Genomic DNA, 22,468 nt, shown 5'->3' with positions numbered 1-22,468 from the left:
TGCCGACCGAACTCCTGCCGGAACGGCATCACGCGACGGGCACAACAGTACTGCGTCCCGACCGCCGCGCTGCGGGCCGGTCGGGATCACCGGGGCCGAGCGGACGGGTATCGAGCCACTCGGCGGAACCACCTGTTACCCCTCGCTGTTCGCATCGCCACCGGACGCTTCGTTGTTACTCGGCCTACTCGCCGCCGCTGTCGGAACCGCCACCGCTGGCGCTGCCGCCCTCGGACCCACTACCGCTGTCGCTGTCGGACCCATCGCCGTCGCCGGTCCCGTCCTCCGAGCCGCTGCCGGTCCCGTCCTCGTTGTCGCCCGAGTTGTTGGAGTCGCTTTCCTCGGGGTTCCCGTCCGGATCGGAACTCGGGTCGGACGGCTCGCTCGCCGAAGTCTCGGGAGGTTCCGAACTCTCCGATGCCGAGGTCTCCGTCGCGGACTCGTCCTGCTCGGGGGGACGATCCCAGTCCGGATCCTGGTTCTGGTACCCGTCGTCCTCCGGGTAGTCCGGCACGGTGGTCTCGGTGGTGCTCGATTCGCCCGCCGCGGGCGGCACCATCGGTTGTGTGGTCTCCCCACCGCTCGGGTTCCCACCGTCGGAGTCGTTGCTCAACAGCGAGGTCGCCAGCAGGATCCCCGCGACCGCGGCCACCACGAGCAGCACCCCGGACACCGCCAGCGGCACCCTGCTCCGCCGGCCGCGCGCGGCCGTTTCGGACGGCGGACCCGAGCCGGCGTAGCCGGTGGTCTCCGCCCGTGCGGTGCCACCGAAACGGCCTTCCGGCTCCTGGGGTCCCCCGACCATCGTTCCGCCGTTACGCGGGTTGGAGGGCGGATCGGTCGCGGCGGCCGTGCCCGGAGCCATCGCGGACGGAATGGGGGCGGCCTTGGTGGGAACCGAGGTCACCGCCTGGCCGTTGGCGACGTCCTGCAACATCTCGTGGACCTGCGCCATGTCCGGCCGCTCGTCCTCGCCGGGCTGCAGCATCGCCAGCAGCGGATCGGTCATGGGCCCCGCGTTCTGCGGTGGTTGCACCTTGCCCGCCGCCACGGAGTGCAGCAGTGCCAGCGTGTTCTCACTCTGCCCGAACGGGGGTCTGCCCTCCACGGCCGCGTAGAGCGTCGCTCCCAGCGAGAACACGTCGGACGCGGGGCTGGGCTCCTTGCCGCAGGCCACGTCCGGTGACAGGTAGGCGGGGGTTCCCGCGAGCATCCCGGTCTTGGTGACGGCGACGTCGCCCTGTGCCCGGGAGATGCCGAAGTCGGTGATCTTGACCGTGCCGTTGTCGCCGAGCAGCACGTTGCCCGGTTTGATGTCGCGATGCACCACTCCGGCGGAATGCGCCGCCCCGAGCGCAGCCGCCACCTGCGCCCCTATCCGTGCCACCTCGCGCGGCGGCAGGGGGCCGTGCTCGGACATCATCGCCGCGAGGCTGGTGGACGGCAGGTACTCCATCACCAGCACCGGGTCGCCGTTCTCCTCCACCACGTCGTAGACCGAGACAGCGTGCGGATGTTGCAGCCGTGCCGCGATACGTCCCTCACGCATCGCCCGTTGTCGCGCTTCCTCCGCCTCGGTCGGGTCCAGACCGGGCTGGGTCAGCAATTGTTTGACCGCGACCGTGCGGTGCAGGCGCTCGTCGACGCATTCCCACACCACGCCCATTGCGCCGCTTCCGATGCGCCGCTGCACTCGGTAGCGTCCGGCGACCAGGCGACCTTCGTCGCTCACCGACGTCTCCCCGTACTGCTCTCGATCCCGGTCGACCTCGTCGCCGGGGACACCGGTTCACCGGGTCGTCGGGATCGGTGGATTGTTGCGGGCCCCGCGTGGCCCTCCGACATGTAAACGTTCACTGTGCGACCGCGTTCGGTCACGGAAACCGAACGACCGTGACACGGCAGCCTAGCCCACCGAGGAACCGGCGGAGCGGGGAAGTCTTCGACCGCTCCGAGGCCGCGTGACCGGCCCTGCGCTCGTGCCGTCGACGAAGCGGTTCGCCCCGAACCGTCCCCGGGATTCCGGCGACGTGGCAGTTCGTTGCCGCATCGTTGTGAGAATACCGGCCGGGGAGAGCCGTCGGTACGGCCGTCCCGCGGTTACCGGTGTTCTTCGTCACGGAAGTGGTGTCGTCCAGGCGTCCTACCGTTCCGGCTCCCGGAACCGCGCCGCGTCCAACCGGACACGCGGGATGCGCGGATCCGAGCCGTCGTCGACCGCGAAGGAGTAGCGGAGTGCGATTCTGGTTCCCGTGGCGTCGCGCGCCGCGACCGTCGACACCACTCGTCCGCTCGTGGTCACGCTGATCTCGTCCGAGCGAATCGATCGCAGCGCGCGCCAGCTCCGCACGATGTCCGCCCGTTGCGCCTCGGTCATGCTCATCGAGAGCAGCCGTACGGCGCTCGCCGGCTCCGCTCCCAACAGCCTGTGGAACTCGCGCACCACTCGCACCGACGGAACCGACGTCTCCCCGGGCGGACCGAGCCGCGAACTGCCGGTGCGACCGTCGGCCGAGCTCGTCACGGCTGACTCGTCCGTGAGCTCCGCCCGTGCGGCGGAGCTTCCCGGTAGGGCCCTCGACCGGCCCGCTCGTTCCAGCAGCAGGTCCACCCGCAGCGCCGCGGCACCCGTTATCGGCAACCCCGTGCGGTTCGGCGTCTTCCGCTCCGAACGCGGCGGCGTCGAGTCCGACAACACCACGCCGAGAGCCGCCGTAGCGCCCATCGCCAACAGCGTCCCCAATGCTCCTACCGTCCACAACACCGAACGTCCACCGAGCTGGACCGGTCCTGTCCCGGTACCGGCGATTCGGTGTTCGGAGCTCGTCGCGCCGGCGACGGACCGTGGTTCCGCCGTCTCGCCGTGGTGGTCCACCGGCCGCACCTCTTCGAAGGGGGCCCCGCTTCGTGCCGATTCCGACATGTCGTTCCTCCCGACCCGTCAGCGGTTCCCGGGCGGATCGTCCACGGGCTCGTCGGCGACCACTCGCCGCGGGTGCTCGTCGAATTCCAGCCGCCGGTAGCGCGTGGTCGACTCACCGACCCCGGGATCCACGCGCAGTTCGTTCACCGTGCCGTCACCACGTACGGTGCTGCTGACGAGTTCGACCGAGCCGAACTCCGCGTACCGTCGTCGCAGACCGGTGAAACCGGTGCGATGCGGCGATCCGGCCGTCAGTTCGTGCGCCAGGTACGGCTCCCCGGCATCGAGGGAGCGGAAGTAGCTTTTCGTGAGGCCGAGCATCACGGACGGCGGCATCGTCGTGTCCTGCTGTGTCTGGTGCTGCTGTGCCGGGCGCTCCGTGGGGGCGGACGTGGTCGTGTGCCAGAGGGTCGCGCTCTGCTGCAGGGTCCCGGCGGAAGCGATGCCCGGCGGATCGTCGCTGGCGGGGGTGTCACTGGCGGGGGTGTCGCTGGTTGGGGTGGTGCCCTGCGAAGTGCTCTCCTCCGCTGGATCGTCCGCCGCGAGGTCGTTCCCCGCTGTGTCGCCGGAGGGGAGCTCGCGCGTGGGAGCCGTGCTCTGCCGTGACGCCGACGGCGCGGCTGTCGAACTCCGCTGTCGTGTGCCGGTCGGGGGGCCGTGCACGGGCGGAACACCGTCGCCGGTTCGCCCGGTCGCCGTCGGCTGTCGCGACCTCCCGGAGGAACTCGGTTCCGGTGCACCGTTGTCGTCGGCGGTGGATTCGATTCCCGAACCGGCGGGGCTCTCGTCCGATCGGTACAGCGGTGGGTACTCCCCGGCTCGTGGCAGGTGCCGGGGGTCCGTGGCCAACCGAGCGGGTTCGTTGCTCATCACCACCGCTGTGACCAGCACGATTCCCCCCAACGCCGCTGCCGCCGACACCACCACGAACCATGCCGCCCGCCGCCAGGTGCGCGGCGGGGTGATCGAAGCGGGGATCATGCCGAGTCCGAACTCGCACAGCCCGCCCTCCGGTTCCTCCGGGCAACGGGATCGTGGCGGTGCGTCCGACGCGGCCGTGTCGTTCGTCCCGGTGACACGGCTCGTCCCGGTTACGCAGCGGCGTTCCGGACCACCGTGGTTCACTCGTGTACCCGCGGCCTCGCCGTCCTCGCCCGGATAGCGGTTCGGCCCGCCACCGTCCATCGCGACTCGCCCTTCTGCAGTGCCGTCCGGTGCTCCCCGCGCCGGCTCACTCGGTGTTGACCACTTGGAACACTTCGGCCAGCCGGCCCTCCACCAGTCCGTGTCGTCGCGCGTTGTCGCCTAAGTGCTCGCGCAGCATCGCGGCGAGATCCCGTGAATCCGCCACTTGCGAGGCGTGCTCCGACAGTGCCGCGATCTTGTCCGTGAACCGGTCGGTCACGTCGACCGCGTGATTGGCGCGCTCTTCCGGCGATTCTGTGATCCAGAGCTGCCGTACCGTCCACGGCCGCAGTCCTTCCCGGTCGAGCAACTCCGGGTGTGCGAAGGGGCTCCGCGCGTCCGGATACACCGCCGCCAGGGTGGCCTCACCAACGGCACGGTGGTCCGGATGGGCCAGCGCGATGCGGGACCAGTTGATCTCGGGGGAGTGCGTGACGACGATCTCCGGGCGCACGGAACGGATCACCCGGGTGATACGGCGGCGCAACGTCAGGTCCGGAGACAGCCTGCCGTCCTCGTGGTCGAGGAAACGTACGTCGTCGACCCCGACCCGTGCGGCGGCACGTCGCTGCTCCGCGATACGCAGCTGTCGCACCCGTTCCCGAGTGGCGTCCTCCGGCGCTCCGGCCTCGCCCGCGGTGCAGACGCAGTAGGTGACCGAGGTGCCGCCCGCCGTCCAGCCCGCGACGGTTCCCGCACCGCCGAAGTCGACGTCATCGGGATGGGCCGTCACCACGAGAACGCGTTCCGGGACGCCGGTGGGCGGGTTCGGTGAATCGATCACGGGGACAGCCTAGGCAGCCCCACCGACATCTCGGAAACGGGTCGGAAAGACACGATCAGTGATCATAGCGGTTCATTCGATGTCCACTTCCGGGCGAGAGCGGGCAGCCGCGGGAGGGTGGTTCCGGCCCGGACGCGGGCACGCCCTCATGCGGGAAGCGGAGAGCTCCGATCAGTACCTGCCACCACGAAAGTCCTGCTGGGTGCTCCGCAACGCGTGCGTAGAACCGAGTCCCACGCCACCACCGAGCAGGATCGCGAACACGTCCGGGACCACGCCACCCGTGGACAGCAGCACGGCCAGCAGTCCCAGGCCGAGCGCGGTACCCGCCACGGGAGCCCGTTTCCGGGCGAACTTGATGGCCGGTTGTCCGCCGGGCCGTTTCCGTGCCGCGGTCGACAACAACGTCAGATACCCAGCGTGGCCCAGCGCCGCCAACAACGCGAGCAGAGTGACCACGAACGCGATCACGTCGATAATCGTGCCCATATGTCCATCTTCCCCCAATCGTGGCCGGTTCGGCCACATCCGATCGACAGCGTAATACCCGACAAGCCCGGCCACCGTCGAAAAGAGCCCGGCCACCGTCGGATTCCGCAGCGAATTGCCCCTGTACGGATGTTGGATAGCGGCCGAGACCACCTTTAAGTTGCCGGTATGGCTGACAGTTCGGCTGCCGCGGCGGGGCCATCCGCCGAAGTCGCGGTGGATCTGACGGGCAAACGGGCGCTCGTCACCGGAGCGGGGAGCGGGATCGGGGCGGCGGTCGCGCGGAAACTGGCGGTCTCCGGGGCCCGGTTGCTGCTCGTCGACCGCCTCGCGGAATCGGTGGAGAGGGTGGCCGAGGAGACAGGGGCGCGGTACACCGTCGCGGACCTGTCCGAACCGGATGCCGTCGCCGAGCTGGGCGAGGACACCGACATAGTGGTCAACAACGCGGGGCTGCAGTACGTGGCTCCGGTGCACCAGTATCCGCCGGACATGTTCCAACTGCTGTTGGCGGTCATGGTGCAGGCTCCGTTCCGGATCATCCGTTCGGCGCTGCCCGGGATGTACCACAACGGATGGGGCAGGATCGTCAACATCTCCTCGGTCCACGGCATTCGTGCCGCACCCCTGAAGAGCGCGTACGTCACCGCCAAACACGGTCTGGAAGGGCTGTCCAAGACCGTGGCCGTCGAAGCGGCGGGGTACGGGGTGACCTCGAACTGCATCTGTCCGGGGTACGTGCGTACTCCGCTTCTCGAACGCCGGATCGCCGAACACTCCGTGCGGCACCGTGTTCCCCGGGAGCAGGTGATCGAGGACGTGCTGCTCGCGCGCACACCGGTCAAGCGGTTGGTGGACCCGGTGGAGGTGGCGGAGCTGACCGCGTGGTTGTGCGGTGTTTCCGCCGTCTCGGTCACCGGGTCCTCGTTCTCGATGGACGGTGGTTGGTCGGCCCATTGAGGTCCGGCCGGACCGCTCGGTCGCCCGCCGGCTCCCACCGGGCGATCGTTCGGCCGAACCCGTTCGGAAGCTCCGGTCAGTGCCCCAGTTTGCCGCGGCCGAGCCTGAGCAGGATCATCGCCAGTTCCCGTCCCTCGGATCCCAGCTCACGGTAGCGCGCCAACACGTCCATTTCCCGGTTGTAGACGATGCGCGTGCCACCTTCGGCCATTCGCGCCGCGCCCACTTGGCGGGATACCTCGGCCCGACGTTTGATCAGACGCAGGATTTCCTCGTCGAGGTAGTCGATCTCGTCCCTGAGTTCCTCGACCGAACCGTTCTCGGCGGGCCACTCGGGGTCGGGGCTTTCGGCACCGGTTTGATCGCTGTCCACGGTCGCGCTCAACTCTTCCTCCGGGTCGTCGGTCCCGGAATCCGCCCCGGATGCGCCACCGCCCCGGTTCGGAACTCCGGGGCATCGTTCTTGGAGCTTACACAGCTACGGACGCCGGAGTCCCGGGCCCGTAGAAAAACTGGCGGCTGCGTGTAAGCACGCGGTCAGTCTGCCACAACGAACCGGGTCGCACCACCACTCCTTCTCTTCCTCCCCTGGTTCGAACGAGTGATGTCGGTGCGGTGTCCGGCCTCGGCTGCCCGTGGTAAGCCGGTCCCGGAACGGTACTCTGAATTACCGATGAGCACCCTGTTCGACGCCGCAGCCGACGGTCCCGTCCGATCCGACGGGATGCCCCCTCCCGATGGCCGGGACGGCCCGGCGAGGGCCGCGCCGCTGCCTTCCAGCGAACAGCTGGTCTCGGAGCTGAATCCGCAGCAGTGCCGCGCGGTACTGCACAGCGGTACGCCACTGCTGGTGGTGGCCGGGGCCGGATCGGGCAAGACCAAGGTGCTCACCCACCGCATCGCGCACCTGTTGGACCAGCGTGGTGTGCATCCGGGCCAGATCATGGCGATCACGTTCACCAACAAGGCCGCCACCGAGATGAAGGAACGGGTGGCCGAGCTCGTGGGCAGGCGCGCCAACGCGATGTGGGTATCCACCTTCCACTCGATGTGCGTGCGTATCCTCCGCCGTGAAGCGAGAACACTGGGGCTCTCGACCAATTTCTCGATCTACGACGCCGACGACTCCAGGCGGCTCGTCACGCTGGTGGCCAGGGACCTGGAACTGGACTCCAAGCGGTATCCGGTGCGCACGCTCGCGGCACAGATCTCGAACCTGAAGAACGAGCTCGTCGATCCGGAGACGGCCGCCGAACGCGTCGGCAGCGACCTGGAGCGCAAGGTCGCCGATGTCTACGCCGCCTACCAGCGTCGGCTGGCGGACTCCAACGCGATGGACTTCGACGACCTGATCATGCGTACGGTCTCGCTGCTGCGTGATCACCCGGCCGTGGCGGAGCACTACCGCCGCAGGTTCCGGCACATCATGGTCGACGAGTACCAGGACACCAACCACGCGCAGTACGCGCTGGTGCGTGAGCTGGTCGGTACCGAGTCGGACGCGAGCGAGGTCCCGCCCGCCGAGCTGTGCGTGGTCGGTGACGCCGATCAGTCGATCTACGCCTTCCGCGGCGCCACGATCCGCAACATCGAGGAGTTCGAGCGGGACTACCCCGAGGCGGACACGATCGTGCTGGAGCAGAACTACCGCTCCACCCAGACGATCCTGTCGGCGGCCAACTCCGTGATCCGTTCCAACACCGGCCGCAGGGAGAAGCGGCTGTGGAGCGAGTCGGGCGAGGGGGAACCGCTCGTCGGTTACGTGGGCGACAACGAACACGACGAGGCCGCGTTCGTGGCCGCCGAGATCGACCGGCTCGTGGACTCGGGAGAGGCCACCTTCAACGACATCGCCGTTTTCTACCGCACCAACAACCAGTCCCGGGTGTTCGAGGAAGTGTTCATCAGGCTGGGACTGCCCTACCGGGTCATCGGCGGGGTGCGGTTCTACGAGCGCCGCGAGGTCCGTGACGCGTTGGCCTACCTGCGGGTTCTGGACAATCCCGACGACACCGTCAGCCTGCGCCGGATCCTCAACGTCCCCAAGCGCGGGATCGGACAGCGTGCCGAGACGGTGCTCGCCGAGTACGCCGAGCAGGAGCGCATCTCGTTCGGTGCCGCGCTACGGCATGCGGCACGGGGCGAGATCGGGCAGCTCAACTCGCGTGCGGCCCGCGCCGTCGCCGGTTTCACCGAACTGCTCGACGAGCTGCGCGAGGTGGCCGCGAACAACGATGTGGCCGAGGTGCTGCGCACGTTGCTCGAACGCACCGGTTACCGGGGTGAGCTGGAGAGCAGCGAGGACCCGCAGGACGCCTCCCGGGTGGAGAACCTCGACGAGCTGATCAGCGTGGCCCGGGAGTTCGGCGACACGCGCCCGGCCGGGGAGTCGGAGTCCACATCGGATGGCGCTTCCGGCGGCGGTGATTCGGACGGCGGTGATTCGGACGGCGAGGTTTCCGGCGAAGGTGACTCCGCGAACGCGGAACAGGACGACAACCCACTGCCCGACGACTCGATCGGTGCCTTTCTGGAGCGCGTCTCGCTGGTGGCCGACGCCGACGCGTTGCCGGAGAACAGCGACGGCCTGGTCACGCTCATGACGCTGCACACCGCGAAGGGACTGGAGTTCCCGGTCGTGTTCGCCACCGGCTGGGAGGACGGCGTCTTCCCCCACATGCGGGCGTTGGGGGACTCGCAGGAGCTGTCCGAGGAACGCAGGCTGGCTTACGTCGGTATCACCCGCGCCCGGCGACGGTTGTACCTCTCCCGCGCGTTGATGCGCTCCGCCTGGGGGCAGCCGGTCACCAATCCGGCCTCGCGGTTCATCACCGAGATTCCGCAACATCTCGTGGAGTGGCGCAAGCTGGAGCCGGAGCGTTCCGCGCCACGCGAGCGTGGCGGCTGGGGCGGTCGCGGTGGTTCGGAGGCCGGGCCGGGAGGTCCCTCCGGGTCGGGTGATCGCGGTTCCCGCGGTGGTGGTGCGTCGAGCTGGAAGAACTCCGTTCCGATCAAGCTCGAGGCGGGCGACCGGGTCAACCACGACAAGTACGGGCTCGGCACGGTGCTCTCCACCGACGGTGAGGGGGCGCGCGCCACGGCCAACATCGATTTCGGCGACTCGGGCACCATCCGGCTCATGCTCATCGGCAGCGTGCCGCTGGTGAAGCTGTAGAACGTCCCGGACCTCGCGGTTCGGCCGCGAGGTCCGGGGTGAGGCGGTTCAAGCCGTGTCACGACGCCGGTATCCGGCGACTCCGATCGCAGTCAGCAGTACCGCCGTGGCGGCCAGCACGAGCAGCGGTACCGGGGTGAACTCCTCGGTGGGCAGCGTCGGCACGTGGGCGAACGGCGAGAGGTCCGAGATCCGGTCCGGCACTCGCAGCAGCGGCCCGAACATCCCCACGAAGACGATCCCGGTCAGGACGAGCCAACTCAGGCCGGTGGCTTTGGGCAGCACCCCGAACAGCAGGGTCGAGAGCCCGGCCAGTACCCAGACCGCGGGCAGGTAGGCCAGCGCCGCCCCCAGTATTCGGACGACGTTGCTCGGATCTCCGCTGGTTCCCGCGTAGACCAGCCCCGCGCCGAGCCCGGCCCCGCCCATCACCAGCACGCTGCCGCACAGCGTGGCCGCCAGACCGGACAGCGCCCAGCGCGACCGGCTCAGCGGGGTGCCACCCAGCAGGGGTTCCACCCGTCCGGCCGACTCCTCGGCACGCGGCAGCCCGGCGGACTGCAGCGCGAACCCACCGGCCACCATGCCCATCAGCGAGAGGTAGGTGGCGATCATCGTCTCGGCCGAGTCGGCTCCGCCCGCCTGCTCGAAGTAGCGCCGGGCCATCTCGTTCTCCCGCGCGAACACCGCTGCCTGCTCACCTATCGCGCCCACGAACGCGCCGAACAGCACGAAACCGACCGTCCAGCCCGTCAGCACGCCGCGCTGCAGCCGCAGCGCCAGCGTGAACGGGCCGGACAGCAGTGCCGAGGCGGTCGCCGGACCGGAGCGACCCCGCACCAGCCCCGCTCCCTCGTCGCGCCGGGAACGCAGCAGAAACGCCCCGAGGAGCAGCAGCACCGTCAGCGCCACCCCGAGCAGCAGTGGCCAGCCGGTGCCGTCGACGTAGGCACGGGTGCGCTGTGACCAACCGACCGGGGAGAGCCAGGAGAGCGTGCCGTCGCCCAGGTCGCCCGCGCCGCGCAGCGCGTAGCTCAGCGCGAGGAGCGAGGCCGCGGCCCCCACCGCCGCCCGGCCGTGCTCCATGAGCTGTGCGGTCACCGCCGCCACCGCGGTGAAGACCGTGCCCACCATGGCCAGCCCCGCCGCGAACAGCAGCGAACCCGCCGTGCTCAGCTCCGGCAGCACCACGGGCAGTGCGAAACCGAGCAGGGCGCCCAGCACCAGGTTCACACCGATGACGGTGACCAGCGCCGCCGTGAGCGGGGCGTGCCTGCCGACCACTCCCGCGCGCAGCAGCTCGGCACGGCCGCTCTCCTCCTCGTGGCGGCTGTGCCGCACCAGCAGCAGGATGCTCATCAGTGCGATGAGCACCGCCGTCATCCCGCCCATCTCGTTGGCGACCATCGCGCCGAAGGTGTAGTCCCGCTGGCCGAAACCGGGGCCGGTCAGCACCACCGTGGCCGGGTTGTCCATCAGGGCGGCCCGTGCCTGCCGGTCGGCGGCGGAGTCGAGTGCCACCGGGAAGGTGGCCACGCTGCCCAGCAGGAACACCGCCACTCCGAGGATCCATGCCGGGATGCGTATCCGGTCCCTGCGGAGTATCAGCCGGATGAGCGCTCCCGTTCCGCGCAACGTGCTCATCGGTTCGCTCCTTCGGGGGTGGAGGTCTCCGACCGCTGCTCGTAGTGCCGCAGGAACAGCTCTTCCAGGGTGGGGGGCTGACTCGTCAGACTTCGGACCCCGACCGCGGTGAGTTCGCGCAGCACCCCGTCCAGGTGCGGGGTGTCCACCTCACAGCGCACGTGGGTGCCGGTGATCTCCAGGTCGTGCACGCCGGACAGCTCGGCGAGTCCCTCCGGGGCCGCCGAGAGTTCCGCGGTGACCGAGGTGCGGGTCAGGTGCCGCAGTTCGGCCAGGGTGCCGGACTCCACGGTGCGCCCGGAGCGGACGATGGTCACCCGGTCGCAAAGCGCCTCGACCTCGGAGAGGATGTGGCTGGACAGCAGCACGGTCCGTCCCTCGCGCTGCTGCTGCCGAACGCACTCCCGGAAGGTCTCCTCCATCAGCGGGTCCAGCCCCGAGGTCGGTTCGTCCAGCACGAGCAGCTCTGGTTCGGAGGCGAGCGCGGCCACCAGACCGACCTTCTGCCGGTTCCCCTTGGAGTAGGTACGTGCCTTCTTGCGCGGATCGAGGTCGAACCGGCGCAGCAGGTCCTCCTTGCGGCGCTGGTCGATGCCGCCGCGCAACCGGCCGAGCAGGTCGATGACCTCGCCGCCGGAGAGGTTCGGCCACAGCGTCACGTCGCCCGGAACGTAGGCGATGCGGCGGTGCAGCTCGGTGGCGTCGTGCCACGGGTCGCCGTCGAGCAGTCTCGTCTCGCCGGAGTCGGCGCGCAGCAGCCCGAGCAGGATCCGGATCGTGGTGGTCTTCCCCGCGCCGTTCGGGCCGAGGAAGCCGTGCACCTCGCCGGTTCGCACGCTCAGGTCCAGCCCGTCCAGCGCACGGGTCGGACCGAAGTTCTTGGTCAGGCCGGAGATCGTCACGGCCGTGGGGTCGGAGTTCAACGTGACTCCTTCGGAACGGATTCGGGCGGTTCGGCTGCCTTTCACAGCCGTGGCGGATCGGAGTCCGCCGTGCGTTCCCCCGCGCGGGAGGAGTACAGCCGCTTCACGCGGCGGTCCGCCCTGTCGGATCCGGTGCTGGCGATCGTGCGTACCACGTTTTACACAGTACACAACGTTCATAAATCTGTGAACAGAATGAATCGTGCTGCCGGCTCCGTCCGATTTCGCGTCCTGCCCGCCGGTGCGGAGCCGAATCGCGGAGTGGATGCCCGGCCGCGCCAGCGAGGCGGCCGCGCCAGCGAGGCGGCCGGGTTCGCGAGGCGGCCGGGTTCGCGAGGCGGCCGGGATTCCCGGGGTTCGGAGTCGTTGCGATAGACTGTTTTCACGGAGCTGTGAAATTTAGCAAATGTATGAATCAGTCGCGCGACTGATGCGTGGTACGAGTGCGGGAGGTCCCGGATGTCCGAGACAGCACCCGATCCCGCGCCGGAACCGGTGGACGCGACAGGCCGTGACGAGCAGGAGGTGGCTCGGTTCGTCGAGCGGTTCGCGCTCAACCTGACCGAGGCGGGGTTTCCCCGCATGCCCGCCCGTGTGTTCGCGCGGATGCTCGTCGATGACGACGGCTCGTGCACCGCGGCCGAACTGGCAAGCTCGTTGCGGGTGAGCGCCGCCGCCGTTTCCGGCGCGGTGCGTTACCTGATCCGCGTGGGGCTGCTGTCGCGCGAGCGTGAGCCCGGCAAGCGCCACGATCACTACCAGGTGCGCGACGACATGTGGTATGAGGCGTTCGCGCAGCGCGACGACCAGTTCCTGCAGTGGGAGGACACGCTCCGGGCGGGCACCGACACGCTCGGGCCGGACACCAGGGCGGGCGAGCGTCTCGACGAGACCCGCAGGTTCTTCGAGTTCCTGCGTGCCGAGCTACCCCGAATCATGACGAAGTGGCGACAGCAGAAGTACGGTGACAACGCCGAGTAACGTTTCGTCATAGTCCCGCCCCGACGAGCCGCGCGGCGATTTCGCGAGAAATCGACGCCGGTACCGGCGAGAAGGCCACGCGTGTTCGCGAGGAGCGGCGTCGCCCCTCGCGAACGGATCGTCGTGTTCCGTCCACAACGGACGGAAGTTTTGGTCAGCTGATGTAGACACCACGCTCGTTGAGCCAGGGCAACGGATTGATCTTCGTTCCGCTGGCGTTCCAGATCTCGAAGTGCAGATGGTCTCCGGTGGAGAAGCCGCGGTTGCCCATCGTGGCGATCTGTTCACCGGCCTCGACGTGCTCGCCCACGTTCGCGGTGATGCTGTTGATGTGGCCGTACACGCTGATCGTGCCGTCGTTGTGCTGCACGCGCACCCACAGGCCGAAACCGCTGGCGGGACCCGCCTCGATCACGGTTCCCTCCGCGACGGAGACGATCTTTGTGCCCTTGTCGTTGGCGATGTCGATCCCGTAGTGGGTGGTGCCCCAGCGGCCACCGAAACCGGAGCTGAACCTGCCGAGCGCGGGTGCGACGTAATCGGGTTGGCGAGCCTCGCGCAGCGCCTCCTCGCGTGCCTGCTCCACCCGCTGGCTCTTGGCGAGCTTGCGTACCTCGTCACTTGTGTCGGTGGTCCGTGCCACCGGCAGGATCTCGGGCGCCGGTACGGCACCGCCGACGCTGGCACCGTCGGAGCCCTTGTTCGTTCCACCGACTTCGGTCGTTCCGGTCTTGGAGCCGTCCGTGACCGAGCCCAACGACGCCGCCGCGTTCTGCCCGGAGGCCAGCGGGGTCTGGTCCTCCTGCGGGGTGTCGGACTGGTCCTGGTCGGCTGCCATGGCCTGGCCCGCGGCGGCGAAGGCGCCCGCCGCGACGGCGGCGACCACGATCCGGCCCCGCAGTACCGACGGTGGAGTCGGGGCGCGTTGTCGGCGCGGTTTATCCGATGTGGACTCTTCGTCCGAGGCGTGCTGTTGAACCGGGGTGTTGTGCTGACCGCCGGGGGAGCGGTGTCGAGTCAATGCTTGACCTTCCGTCTCGGGGAGCCGGATCACTGGGCCGGGCGGGGGACCCGGACCGGTCGGGGTTAACCGGGAAGTGTCCCTGTTCGTGATCTGACTGTGACAACGGACGTCGGGACATTAACCAAGGAATGCCCCTAGGGGCAAATCCCGATCTTGATATCGATTCCGTCCCGTTTTCCGATGCCGTGGAGCGGGTCGCCGCGGAAATTCCGGGACGCCGGGCTCGCTCCTTGGCGTGCGTGTCGCCGTTGCCTGCGGTTTCGACGCCCGCCTCGGTGTCCGCCACGTGGCTCGCTTCTGGACACAGTGGACCTTCGGGGGTTGCCTTTCCGAAGCCTTCGGTGTCATAAGTCACATCGAATCATGTCCGTGTTGGGCTCTTGAAACCAGGTCTTACGGGTGACGGCTTCGCGAAAATGACACTTTCAGTGGTTGTTCAACCTCGTTACGTCGCTTGTTCAGGTGAGTTGTCGTGTTCTTGAGCTAGCCTCTTCGATTTGTCCGTGTCCGCAGCGTTATTCGGGGTATGCCCCGGCCCCACGGCGGCGAGTTGCTAGCGTCGCGACGTGAACGCCCGTCCCGGCAGTGAAACCGGAGTCGAGTCCGGCGCCACCCCCGATCCCGAACGTGCGGACCGGCCGTCCCCGGCGGCCACATCGGACGATTTCGCCCTCGGCGCGAACCCCCTTCCCGGGCTGCGGTTCGCCTGTCTGCTCGTTCTTCTCGGCGCGATCGCCTCCGGCACGGCACCGCTGTTCGGTGTCGTGAACCCCGCCGCGCCACCCGCCTATCCCTCCGTTGCCCCGCTGCTCGTGCTCGGCGTCCTGCCCGCTCTTACCGCGTTCGGCTTCCTGCGCGCGCGTAGGCCGGGCGCCGCGCGTGCGGTGCTGCTCGTCACGGCCGCCGTGGCCGTCGCCAGGGGAATCGGATCGGCGCAGCTTCTCGTCGAACCGGGGCTGCTGTCCCGGCCCGAACTGCTGCTACGGGAGAGCCTGCGACCGCTGGATCCGGCCCCCGGAACCTGGCTGCTGCTCTCCGGCTACGCCGTGGTGTTCCTCGCCGGGATACTGGCCCTTCGCACATCCACCGGTGAGACCACTCGCGCCGCGAGTGGCGCGAGTGGTGGCAGACAGCCGCTGTTCGTGCTCGTGCTGTGCTTCGCCGCGCTCGGAGCGGCGGGGGCACTGCCGGCCGCGTTCCGTTCGCTCGATCCGTTCGTGGTCTCCCACGGGCTGTTGAGCGCTCCACCACTGGTGTTCGCGGGTGATCTGCTGCTCGCCGTCGTGATCCCCGTCGCCGCCGGACTCGCGGTGAGCTCGGCGGAACCCGAGGTCGGCCGGGGCGGCCTCGTCGGCCTGGCGGTGAACCTGGCGGGAACCACGGTTCCGGTGCTGTTGGCAGTGCTGTCGGGCCCCGAGCTGCTGATCGGGTGGGGGCTCGGCTTCGGCCTGGTGGCACTGGTCGGACTCGGCGCGTTGTCGGTTCCGGTGGGGCGAACCGTCGCACGATCGGAGGCGAACCCCTCCGAGATCTCGTTACCCGCCCACACCCGCCTCGCCGTGCTGACCGGAGTCCTGGGCGCGCTCGGTGGGGCGTTCGCGGTCGTCGCGGCGCTGGTGCCGCAGTTACGTGCCCCGGAACACGTGATCGGCTTCGGGGACAACTACAACCTGCTGCCGTTGCTGCTGGCCGGGATCGTGCAGTTATCGCTCAGCCTGCCGCTGCTGCGCCCCGGCCTGGTCTCCCCGCGCCCCGTGCTCGGTACCGCCTGGGCGATCCTCCCGTTGACCGCTGCCGCGGACCTGGACACCGTGCTGCGGTTCGCCGGTGGCACCCGGCTGGAACTCGTGCCCTACGGCGTGTGGTGCACCGTCGTCGCCGTGGTGCTCACCTGTTGCGCGGCGGTGTCCGCCGCCGTCGCGGGCGCCATCGAGCGCGACGAGGTGGATCTCAGCGAGATCACCCCCAGCCGTTCGCTGCTGCCGCCCGCAGCGCTCACCGGTCTGCTGGTGGTGGCGGCCTTCGGCTTCCCGGTGTTCCGCACGCCCGACCACGTCTCACCGGGGTTGTTCAACGGATTCGGCATCGCTTCGTGGGGATTGCTCACCGCGCTGCTCGTGGTGCTGGTCGCCCTCGTGCTGGTGCCGGTCTCCCGAGGGAAGCGGGCCGCGGCACTGCTGGCGGGATGCGCGGTGGTGCTGTCCTTCCGCGCGTTGCTGGCGCCGCTCGCGGCACCCGCCATGACCGAGGGCTTCTCGCTCGGTTTCGGCTTCTGGAGCGCGCTGGGGGCCGTGGTGGCCGCTGCCGCCACGGCGGTGCTGGCCGCCCGCCCCACCGGATGATGTGAGTTTGACCGCTCCGACGACGGTGTCGGGGGTGAACACGGCGGAAATCGCCGGTTTCGGGACCGTTCCGCGTGAGCGAGTTCACCGGGTGCGCCGCCCCGATCGTTCTCGCAGGTCGATATGGTTACCGGAGTCCGACACCGACGTCGCAGGAGAGTCGCGTGGACCTGTACGAGTACCAGGCGAAGGAGATCTTCGCCTCCCACGGAATACCGACACTGCCCGGTTCCGTGGCCACCGATCCCAACGGGGCCAAGGCAGTGGCGGAAGAACTCGGCGGACCTGTCGTCGTCAAGGCGCAGGTCAAGGCCGGGGGGCGGGGTAAGGCCGGCGGTGTCAAGCTGGCCGAGAACCCCGACGAGGCCCGAACCAAGGCGGAAGCGATTCTCGGGCTCGACATCAAGGGCCACACCACCCGCCGAGTGCTGGTCACCGAGGCCTCCGACATAGCCGACGAGTACTACCTCTCGTTCCTGCTGGACCGTGCCAATCGCAACTTCCTGGCGATGGCTTCGGTCGAAGGCGGTATGGAGATCGAGGAAGTAGCGGCTACCAAGCCCGAGGCACTGGCCAGGATCCCCATCGACCCGATCGAGGGTGTGGACCAGGCCAAGGCGCGGGAGATCGTCGAAGCCGCGAAGTTCCCGGCCGAGATCGCCGACCAGGTCAGCGACATCGTGGTCCAGCTCTGGGAGGCGTTCGTCGCCGAGGACGCCACGCTGTTCGAGATCAACCCGCTGGTCAAGGATCCGCAGGGTAAGGTCATCGCGCTCGACGGCAAGGTCGCGGTCGACGACAACGCCTCGTTCCGGCAGTCCAAGCAGGCGGAGTACGTCGACGAGGGCGCCGAGGACCCGCTGGAGGCCAAGGCCAAGGCCAAGGACCTCAACTACGTCAAGCTCGACGGGCAGGTCGGCATCATCGGTAACGGTGCCGGTCTCGTGATGTCCACCTTGGACGTGGTTGCCTACGCGGGCGCCGATCACGACAACGTCAAGCCCGCCAACTTCCTCGACATCGGCGGTGGAGCCTCCGCCGAGGTCATGGCGGCCGGGCTGGACGTCATCCTGGGCGACCCGGACGTGAAGTCCGTCTTCGTCAACGTCTTCGGCGGTATCACCGCCTGTGACGCGGTCGCCAACGGAATCGTCCAGGCGCTGAAGATGCTCGGCGACGAGGCCGCCAAACCGTTGGTGGTCCGCCTCGACGGCAACAACGTCGAGGAGGGCAGGCGAATTCTCGCCGAGGCAGACCACCCGCTGGTCACGTTGGTCGACACCATGGACGGCGCGGCCGACAAGGCCGCCGAGCTGGCTGCGGGCAAATAAGGGGCGATCCGCTGTGTCAATTTTCCTCAACGAGAACAGTAAGGTCATCGTCCAGGGCATCACCGGTTCGGAGGGCACCAAGCACACCGCTCGGATGCTGCGTTCCGGTACGAACATCGTCGGCGGCGTCAACGCCCGCAAGGCCGGGCAGTCCGTCGAGATCGAGGGCAACCAGCTGCCGGTGTTCGGAAGCGTCGAAGAGGCGATGAAGGAGACCGGCGCCGACGTGTCGGTGGTGTTCGTACCGCCGAAGTTCGCCAAGGACGCCGTGATCGAGGCGATCGACGCCGAGATCGGGCTCGCGGTGGTCATCACCGAGGGAATCCCGGTGCACGACTCCGCCTACTTCTGGGCGCACGCCAATGCCACCGGCAACCGGACCCGCATCGTCGGGCCGAACTGCCCGGGCGTGATCTCTCCGGGCAAGTCCAACTCGGGAATCATCCCCGCGGACATCACCGCCGGCGGCAAGATCGGTCTGGTGTCGAAGTCCGGCACGCTGACCTACCAGATGATGTACGAGCTGCGTGACATCGGTTTCTCCACCTGCGTCGGCATCGGCGGCGACCCCGTCATCGGGACCACCCACATCGACGCGCTGCGCGCGTTCGAGGAGGATCCCGAGACCGAGGCCGTGGTGATGATCGGCGAGATCGGTGGTGACGCCGAGGAGCGCGCGGCCGAGTACATCAAGGCCAACATCAGCAAGCCGGTCGTCGGCTACGTCGCGGGCTTCACCGCCCCCGAGGGCAAGACGATGGGTCACGCCGGTGCGATCGTGTCCGGTTCCTCCGGTACGGCCCAGGCCAAGAAGGAGGCCCTCGAGGCCGCCGGGGTCAAGGTCGGCAAGACACCGAGCGAGACCGCCAAGCTCATGCGCTCGATCATCAACGGCTGATCGACCCGCGCTACGGCAGGCCGCTTCCGCCCGGTTCCCGTTCCAGGGGGCCGGGCGGAAGTCTTTCCGCACCGGGCCGCTCCCCGGTGGTGTGCCGCGCTCGTGACGGTCAGGACGCGATTCGGTAACGTCGAACTCCCGCGCTCCGCCGCCACTTCTTCGCATCGGGCGATTCGCAAGCGGAGCCGGTTCGCACGATTCCCGGTCAGGATGGAGTTCCCATGTCCGCGCCCTATCCGCCGCCCCAGCAACCGGCGCAGCCGGGTGGAGCCGGTGGCTCCCAGCTGGACGCGAAGTCGATTCTCGCCCTCGCCGCGGCAGGTATCGGAGCGCTCGGCTGGATCCTCGGTTTCTTCGCACCCGCGATGAACTCGCTGCTCGGCGGTCTTCCCGGTCTGGGGTTCGTCATGGTGGCGCTGCTCGCGGCCATGCGGTTCTTACCCAAGGGGCCGAACGTGCTGTTCGTCGCGGCCCCGCTGGCCGGTTACACGGCGCTGTCGATGCTGCAGAACGTCATAGTCGCCGGGGTGTCGGGTTCGAACGGTTCCATCGCCGGCTGGGGCATCGTGTTCATGCTGCTGTCGCTGCTGCAGGCGGCGGCGGTGATCGCGTTGCTGCTGCTGGAGCAGGAGATCGTCACCGCACCCTCGTTCGGCAGGGGAGCGACGCAGGTCGCCACGCAGCAGGTGCAGCCGCCGTATCCGGGGCAGCAACCCGGACCCTACGGTGCCGCACATCCCCAACCCGGCCAGCCACAAGCGGGCCAGCCCCAGCCCGGTCAACCCCAGGCGGGTGGTTGGAACCCGCAGAGCGGTCCGCAACCGGGTTACCCGGCGCAGCCGTACACCGGTCCGCAGCCGCAGCAGGGCCAGCCGCCACAACCGGGCCAGCCCCAGCCCGGTCAACCGCAATCCGGCCAACCCCAGCCCGGCTGGAACTCACAGCAGGCGGGTGGTTTCGTCCCGGGGCAGCCGCCCCAGCAGCCCGCACAACCCTATTCCCAGTCGCCGCAGGGGGGTCCCGCTTCGCAGGAGAACCCGGCTCAGCCCGGTTCGTTCGCGCAGGTGAATCCCCACGAGCAGCCCTCCCAGCCTGTTCAGGAGCACTCGGGGCAGGCTCAGCAGGAACAGTGGGGTGACACCAACGGTGGGCCGCAGGGGACGCAGCAGATGCCGCATCCCAATCAGAACCCACCTTCGTGAGCAGCTGTTGGTTTCTCGCCGCCCGCCGGTAGGGTCTCGGCGGGCGGTGAACCGCGAGTGCTCGTGACTCGCGGCAGTCGCCCGAAAGAGTGAGCAAGCGGCGCGTCGTGACTTCGAGAGGCCCGGCACGCTGTCACATTCGACCGCGTGACGGCACTCGAGTCCCCCACGGTCGAAACCGCCGAGTCCTCGACTCGGCAGTGGTGCCGCGTGATCAGCGGGGCACTCCTCTCCGCGCTTTCGGTGATACTGACCTGCTACCTGCTCGTCGCCGCGTTGCTGGCGTTCGTGGTTTCCACGGCCGCGGACGCCGAGTTCGTCCCGGCCGGTGTGCTGCTGGCGGCGATTCCCGGATGGTTGACCGCGTTCCAGGTGCCACTGCTGATCACCGGAGCTCCGCTCAGCGCGTTACCGCTGTTACCGACCCTGCTCTGCGTTCTGCTCGTCTCCCGCGCGTCGCGTCGGGTGGCGCGGCGCAACCGGCTGCGCAAACCGGAGCAGGCGCTGCCGGTGGTGCTGGTCATGTCGCTGAGCCACGCGGTGTTCGGCATGGTGCTGGCGATCACGCTGACCGGAACGCAGGTTCCGGTGCAGGCCCGCCCCTGGCAGGCATTCTGCTGCTGCGGCCTGGTCGCCGCCTGCGCCGCCACCGTGGGACTCGCCGACCGTTGTGGAATGCTCTACCAACTCTGGCAGTACGTCCCGTCCGACGCCTGGCGTGCCGTGCGCAAGGGACTGCTGGGTACCGCCGCTGTGATCGGCAGCGGAGCGGCGGTGTGCGGGGCGGCCGTGCTGCTCGCACTGCCGCGGTTGTACGAGCGGTCGGTCGAGCTGGCCGGCCTCGGGGACGCCGCGGGTGCCGTGCTGCTCGCGTTGCTGTACCTGCCGAACGCCATCCTGGGGTGCTGGGCGTTCGTTACCGGAGCCGGTGTTTCGTTCGGTGCCTCGGTGAGCACGCCGTTCCGAACGGCGACGGACACGTTGCCACCCGAACTGCCGGTGTTCGCCGTCGTTCCGCCGTCCGGGCTGCCGAGCTGGACGCCCGTGGTCTTCCTCCTACCAGTGGCGCTGGGTGTGCTGCTGGGGCACAGCTGCAGGAACCTGGCCGAGCGGAGCCGGGACAGGCAACACCTGGTGCTGCTGGCCGTACTGGTCACCACACTGGTGGTCTCGGTGCCCGCTGTGCTCTCCGGAGGCCGCTTCGGCGGCGAGTACGGCCCGCTCTCACTGCGTCCGTTGTTGTTGGCCGCCACCACCTTCGCCTGGCTGGCGGTCCCTGCCCTGGTGACCTCCCGGCTGGTCGGACGACGTGACACCGACCTCGTCGACGACGCCGATCTTTCGTCCGGCTCCGGGACCGACGCGTGGCTCGTCGAGGCGGATTCGAAGACCGGCGGGGATCCGGCCGCTGAGGACTCGAGCGCTGAGGACTTGACCGGCGGGGATCCGACAGCCGAGGACGAACGGTTCCCGGACGACGAACAAGCGGAGGACGGCGGGCAAGCGGAGGACGGCGGGCAAGCGGAGGACGGCGGGGAGATCGCCGAATCCGCCGCTGATGATCTCGGAACTTCGTCCGAACCGTGGGTACCGGAGCAGCGGGAGGACCAGTGGCAGGACTTCCCACGACAGGAGGGGGAGCTGCTCGAAGCCGAGGGACAGCGGGAGCGGGAGTTTTCCGCGCTGTCCTCCCAGCAGTCGGGATGACCGGAACTCCGGCTCGCTTCCGGACGGCCTGCGACGAAACCCCAGTTCAAGGCAGAACGGAACGCGTTCCGGGGTACCGGTGGTGTCGCTGTTCGCACGGCTTTGCACAACTCGTGCTCGAATCCTGAGTGCTGAGCCACTCGTATCGGGACCTGCCGGTCGTGATCGTGGACGGTGCGCCTAGTCTGCGGGTGACATTTCGTCAGCGCGACATCCATCAGGCCGTCATCAGGAGTGCACACTGAGCGCCCCACTCCCAACCGCCGCGGAACACGACAGTTCGACGGAAACACAGTCCCCGGTCAGAAGTTTCCGACCGTCGAGGCCAGTGCGCGTGGTCGTGCTGGTCTCCGGATCCGGCAGTCTGCTGCAGGCGCTGCTGGACGCCACCGCCGATCCGGACTATCCCGTTCGGATCGTGGCTGTGGGGGCGGATCGCCCCGGTATCACGGGATCGCAGCGTGCCGAGAGCGCCGGAATCCCCACCTTCACCTGCCGACTCCCGGAGTTTTCGAGTCGCCAGGACTGGGATCGGGCACTGGCCGAGGAGTGCGCCGCTCACGAGCCGGATCTCGTGGTCTCCGCGGGGTTCATGAAACTCGTCGGCCCCGAGTTCCTGGCTCGGTTCGGCGGACGCTACCTCAACAGCCATCCGGCGCTGTTGCCGTCGTTCCCGGGAATGCACGGGGTGCGGGACGCACTGGACTACGGCGTCCGGGTGACCGGCTGTACCCTCTTCGTCGTCGACGAGGGGGTGGATACCGGTCCGATCCTGGCGCAGCAGGCGGTCGAGGTGTTGCCCGATGACGATGAGGAGAGCCTGCACGAGCGGATCAAGGCCGTGGAGCGGCGAACGCTGGTGCGAACGCTGGAACGGCTGGCAGTGCACGGTTGGACCGT

17 protein-coding genes and 1 pseudogene are annotated in these 22,468 nt (G+C 68.8%); 9 read left to right on the top strand and 9 right to left on the bottom strand.

Translation table 11 applies throughout. From position 1 onward, the window contains the following. Positions 1 to 184: 184 nt before the first annotated feature. The 5 genes from J2S53_RS12270 to J2S53_RS12250 all read right to left on the bottom strand — a co-directional run bounded on the left by J2S53_RS12270 (position 185) and on the right by J2S53_RS12250 (position 5,381). The gene (locus tag J2S53_RS12270) at positions 185 to 1,732 is read right to left on the bottom strand and encodes a protein kinase domain-containing protein (protein WP_456241081.1); all 1,548 of its coding nucleotides are present in this window, start codon (positions 1,730 to 1,732) and stop codon (positions 185 to 187) included. A gap of 411 nt (positions 1,733 to 2,143) precedes the next feature. Next, positions 2,144 to 2,923 carry a hypothetical protein gene (locus tag J2S53_RS12265; RefSeq protein ID WP_456241080.1) on the bottom strand — a complete coding sequence of 260 codons (780 nt, stop codon included), beginning with the start codon at positions 2,921 to 2,923 and terminating at the stop codon, positions 2,144 to 2,146. An 18-nt stretch (positions 2,924 to 2,941) separates the two neighbouring features. After that, positions 2,942 to 4,108 carry a hypothetical protein gene (locus J2S53_RS12260; RefSeq protein WP_456241079.1) on the bottom strand — a complete coding sequence of 389 codons (1,167 nt, stop codon included), beginning with the start codon at positions 4,106 to 4,108 and terminating at the stop codon, positions 2,942 to 2,944. A 46-nt stretch (positions 4,109 to 4,154) separates the two neighbouring features. Beyond that, the gene (locus tag J2S53_RS12255) at positions 4,155 to 4,892 is read right to left on the bottom strand and encodes a PIG-L deacetylase family protein (protein WP_456241078.1); all 738 of its coding nucleotides are present in this window, start codon (positions 4,890 to 4,892) and stop codon (positions 4,155 to 4,157) included. A gap of 171 nt (positions 4,893 to 5,063) precedes the next feature. Then, the gene (locus J2S53_RS12250; RefSeq protein ID WP_092979484.1) at positions 5,064 to 5,381 is read right to left on the bottom strand and encodes a hypothetical protein; all 318 of its coding nucleotides are present in this window, start codon (positions 5,379 to 5,381) and stop codon (positions 5,064 to 5,066) included. 168 nt (positions 5,382 to 5,549) lie between these two features. Here J2S53_RS12250 and J2S53_RS12245 point away from each other — a divergent pair, with 168 nt between their 5' ends. After that, positions 5,550 to 6,341 carry a 3-hydroxybutyrate dehydrogenase gene (locus J2S53_RS12245; RefSeq protein ID WP_092979485.1) on the top strand — a complete coding sequence of 264 codons (792 nt, stop codon included), beginning with the start codon at positions 5,550 to 5,552 and terminating at the stop codon, positions 6,339 to 6,341. Positions 6,342 to 6,417: 76 nt separating this feature from the next. Here J2S53_RS12245 and J2S53_RS12240 read toward each other — a convergent pair whose 3' ends face one another. Further along, a complete protein-coding gene (locus J2S53_RS12240; RefSeq protein WP_092625234.1) occupies positions 6,418 to 6,726 on the bottom strand; it encodes a chorismate mutase in 309 nt (102 codons plus the stop codon). A 288-nt stretch (positions 6,727 to 7,014) separates the two neighbouring features. On the opposite strand from J2S53_RS12240, the gene J2S53_RS12235 reads away from it, so the two are divergent. Then, entirely contained in the window at positions 7,015 to 9,516 is a 2,502-nt protein-coding gene (locus J2S53_RS12235; RefSeq protein ID WP_456241077.1) for a UvrD-helicase domain-containing protein, read from the top strand. Positions 9,517 to 9,564: 48 nt separating this feature from the next. Here the strand turns inward: J2S53_RS12235 and J2S53_RS12230 are convergent, their stop codons facing one another. Both J2S53_RS12230 and J2S53_RS12225 read right to left on the bottom strand, forming a co-directional pair. After that, a complete protein-coding gene (locus J2S53_RS12230; RefSeq protein ID WP_456241076.1) occupies positions 9,565 to 11,160 on the bottom strand; it encodes an ABC transporter permease in 1,596 nt (531 codons plus the stop codon). Continuing rightward, a complete protein-coding gene (locus J2S53_RS12225; protein ID WP_456241075.1) occupies positions 11,157 to 12,083 on the bottom strand; it encodes an ABC transporter ATP-binding protein in 927 nt (308 codons plus the stop codon). The genes J2S53_RS12230 and J2S53_RS12225 overlap by 4 nt, the downstream gene beginning before the upstream one ends. Positions 12,084 to 12,542: 459 nt before the next feature. Between J2S53_RS12225 and J2S53_RS12220 the strand changes: the two genes are divergently transcribed. Next, positions 12,543 to 13,064: a GbsR/MarR family transcriptional regulator gene (locus tag J2S53_RS12220; RefSeq protein ID WP_456241074.1), complete on the top strand. Its 522-nt coding sequence runs from the start codon at positions 12,543 to 12,545 to the stop codon at positions 13,062 to 13,064. A 154-nt stretch (positions 13,065 to 13,218) separates the two neighbouring features. Here the strand turns inward: J2S53_RS12220 and J2S53_RS12215 are convergent, their stop codons facing one another. Continuing rightward, entirely contained in the window at positions 13,219 to 14,085 is an 867-nt protein-coding gene (locus J2S53_RS12215; RefSeq protein WP_456241073.1) for a M23 family metallopeptidase, read from the bottom strand. Positions 14,086 to 14,654: 569 nt separating this feature from the next. Here J2S53_RS12215 and J2S53_RS12210 point away from each other — a divergent pair. The 6 genes and pseudogenes from J2S53_RS12210 to purN form a co-directional block, all read left to right on the top strand. Next, a complete protein-coding gene (locus tag J2S53_RS12210) occupies positions 14,655 to 16,430 on the top strand; it encodes a hypothetical protein (RefSeq protein ID WP_456241072.1) in 1,776 nt (591 codons plus the stop codon). Between the two features lie 164 nt (positions 16,431 to 16,594). After that, positions 16,595 to 17,761, top strand: a complete 1,167-nt coding sequence (sucC, locus tag J2S53_RS12205) for an ADP-forming succinate--CoA ligase subunit beta (RefSeq protein WP_456241071.1) — start codon at positions 16,595 to 16,597, stop codon at positions 17,759 to 17,761. A 13-nt stretch (positions 17,762 to 17,774) separates the two neighbouring features. Beyond that, positions 17,775 to 18,659, top strand: coding sequence for a succinate--CoA ligase subunit alpha (sucD, locus tag J2S53_RS12200; RefSeq protein WP_456241070.1), 885 nt, complete (start codon positions 17,775 to 17,777; stop codon positions 18,657 to 18,659). A gap of 221 nt (positions 18,660 to 18,880) precedes the next feature. Beyond that, on the top strand, positions 18,881 to 19,861 hold the full coding sequence (locus J2S53_RS12195; protein WP_456241069.1) for a DUF5336 domain-containing protein: 981 nt from the start codon (positions 18,881 to 18,883) through the stop codon (positions 19,859 to 19,861). A gap of 147 nt (positions 19,862 to 20,008) precedes the next feature. After that, the gene (locus tag J2S53_RS12190; RefSeq protein ID WP_456241068.1) at positions 20,009 to 21,568 is read left to right on the top strand and encodes a cell division protein PerM; all 1,560 of its coding nucleotides are present in this window, start codon (positions 20,009 to 20,011) and stop codon (positions 21,566 to 21,568) included. 328 nt (positions 21,569 to 21,896) lie between these two features. Next, positions 21,897 to 22,445: pseudogene (purN, locus tag J2S53_RS12185) on the top strand (phosphoribosylglycinamide formyltransferase); the annotation flags it as partial. Between the last annotated feature and the right edge of the window lie 23 nt (positions 22,446 to 22,468).

Source organism: Actinopolyspora lacussalsi, from assembly GCA_030803735.1.
In the GTDB taxonomy this organism is placed as follows: Bacteria; Actinomycetota; Actinomycetes; order Mycobacteriales; family Pseudonocardiaceae; genus Actinopolyspora; species Actinopolyspora lacussalsi.
Note: the sequence above shows the minus strand (reverse complement) of the source record. Positions and strands in the feature narration are given on the sequence as shown.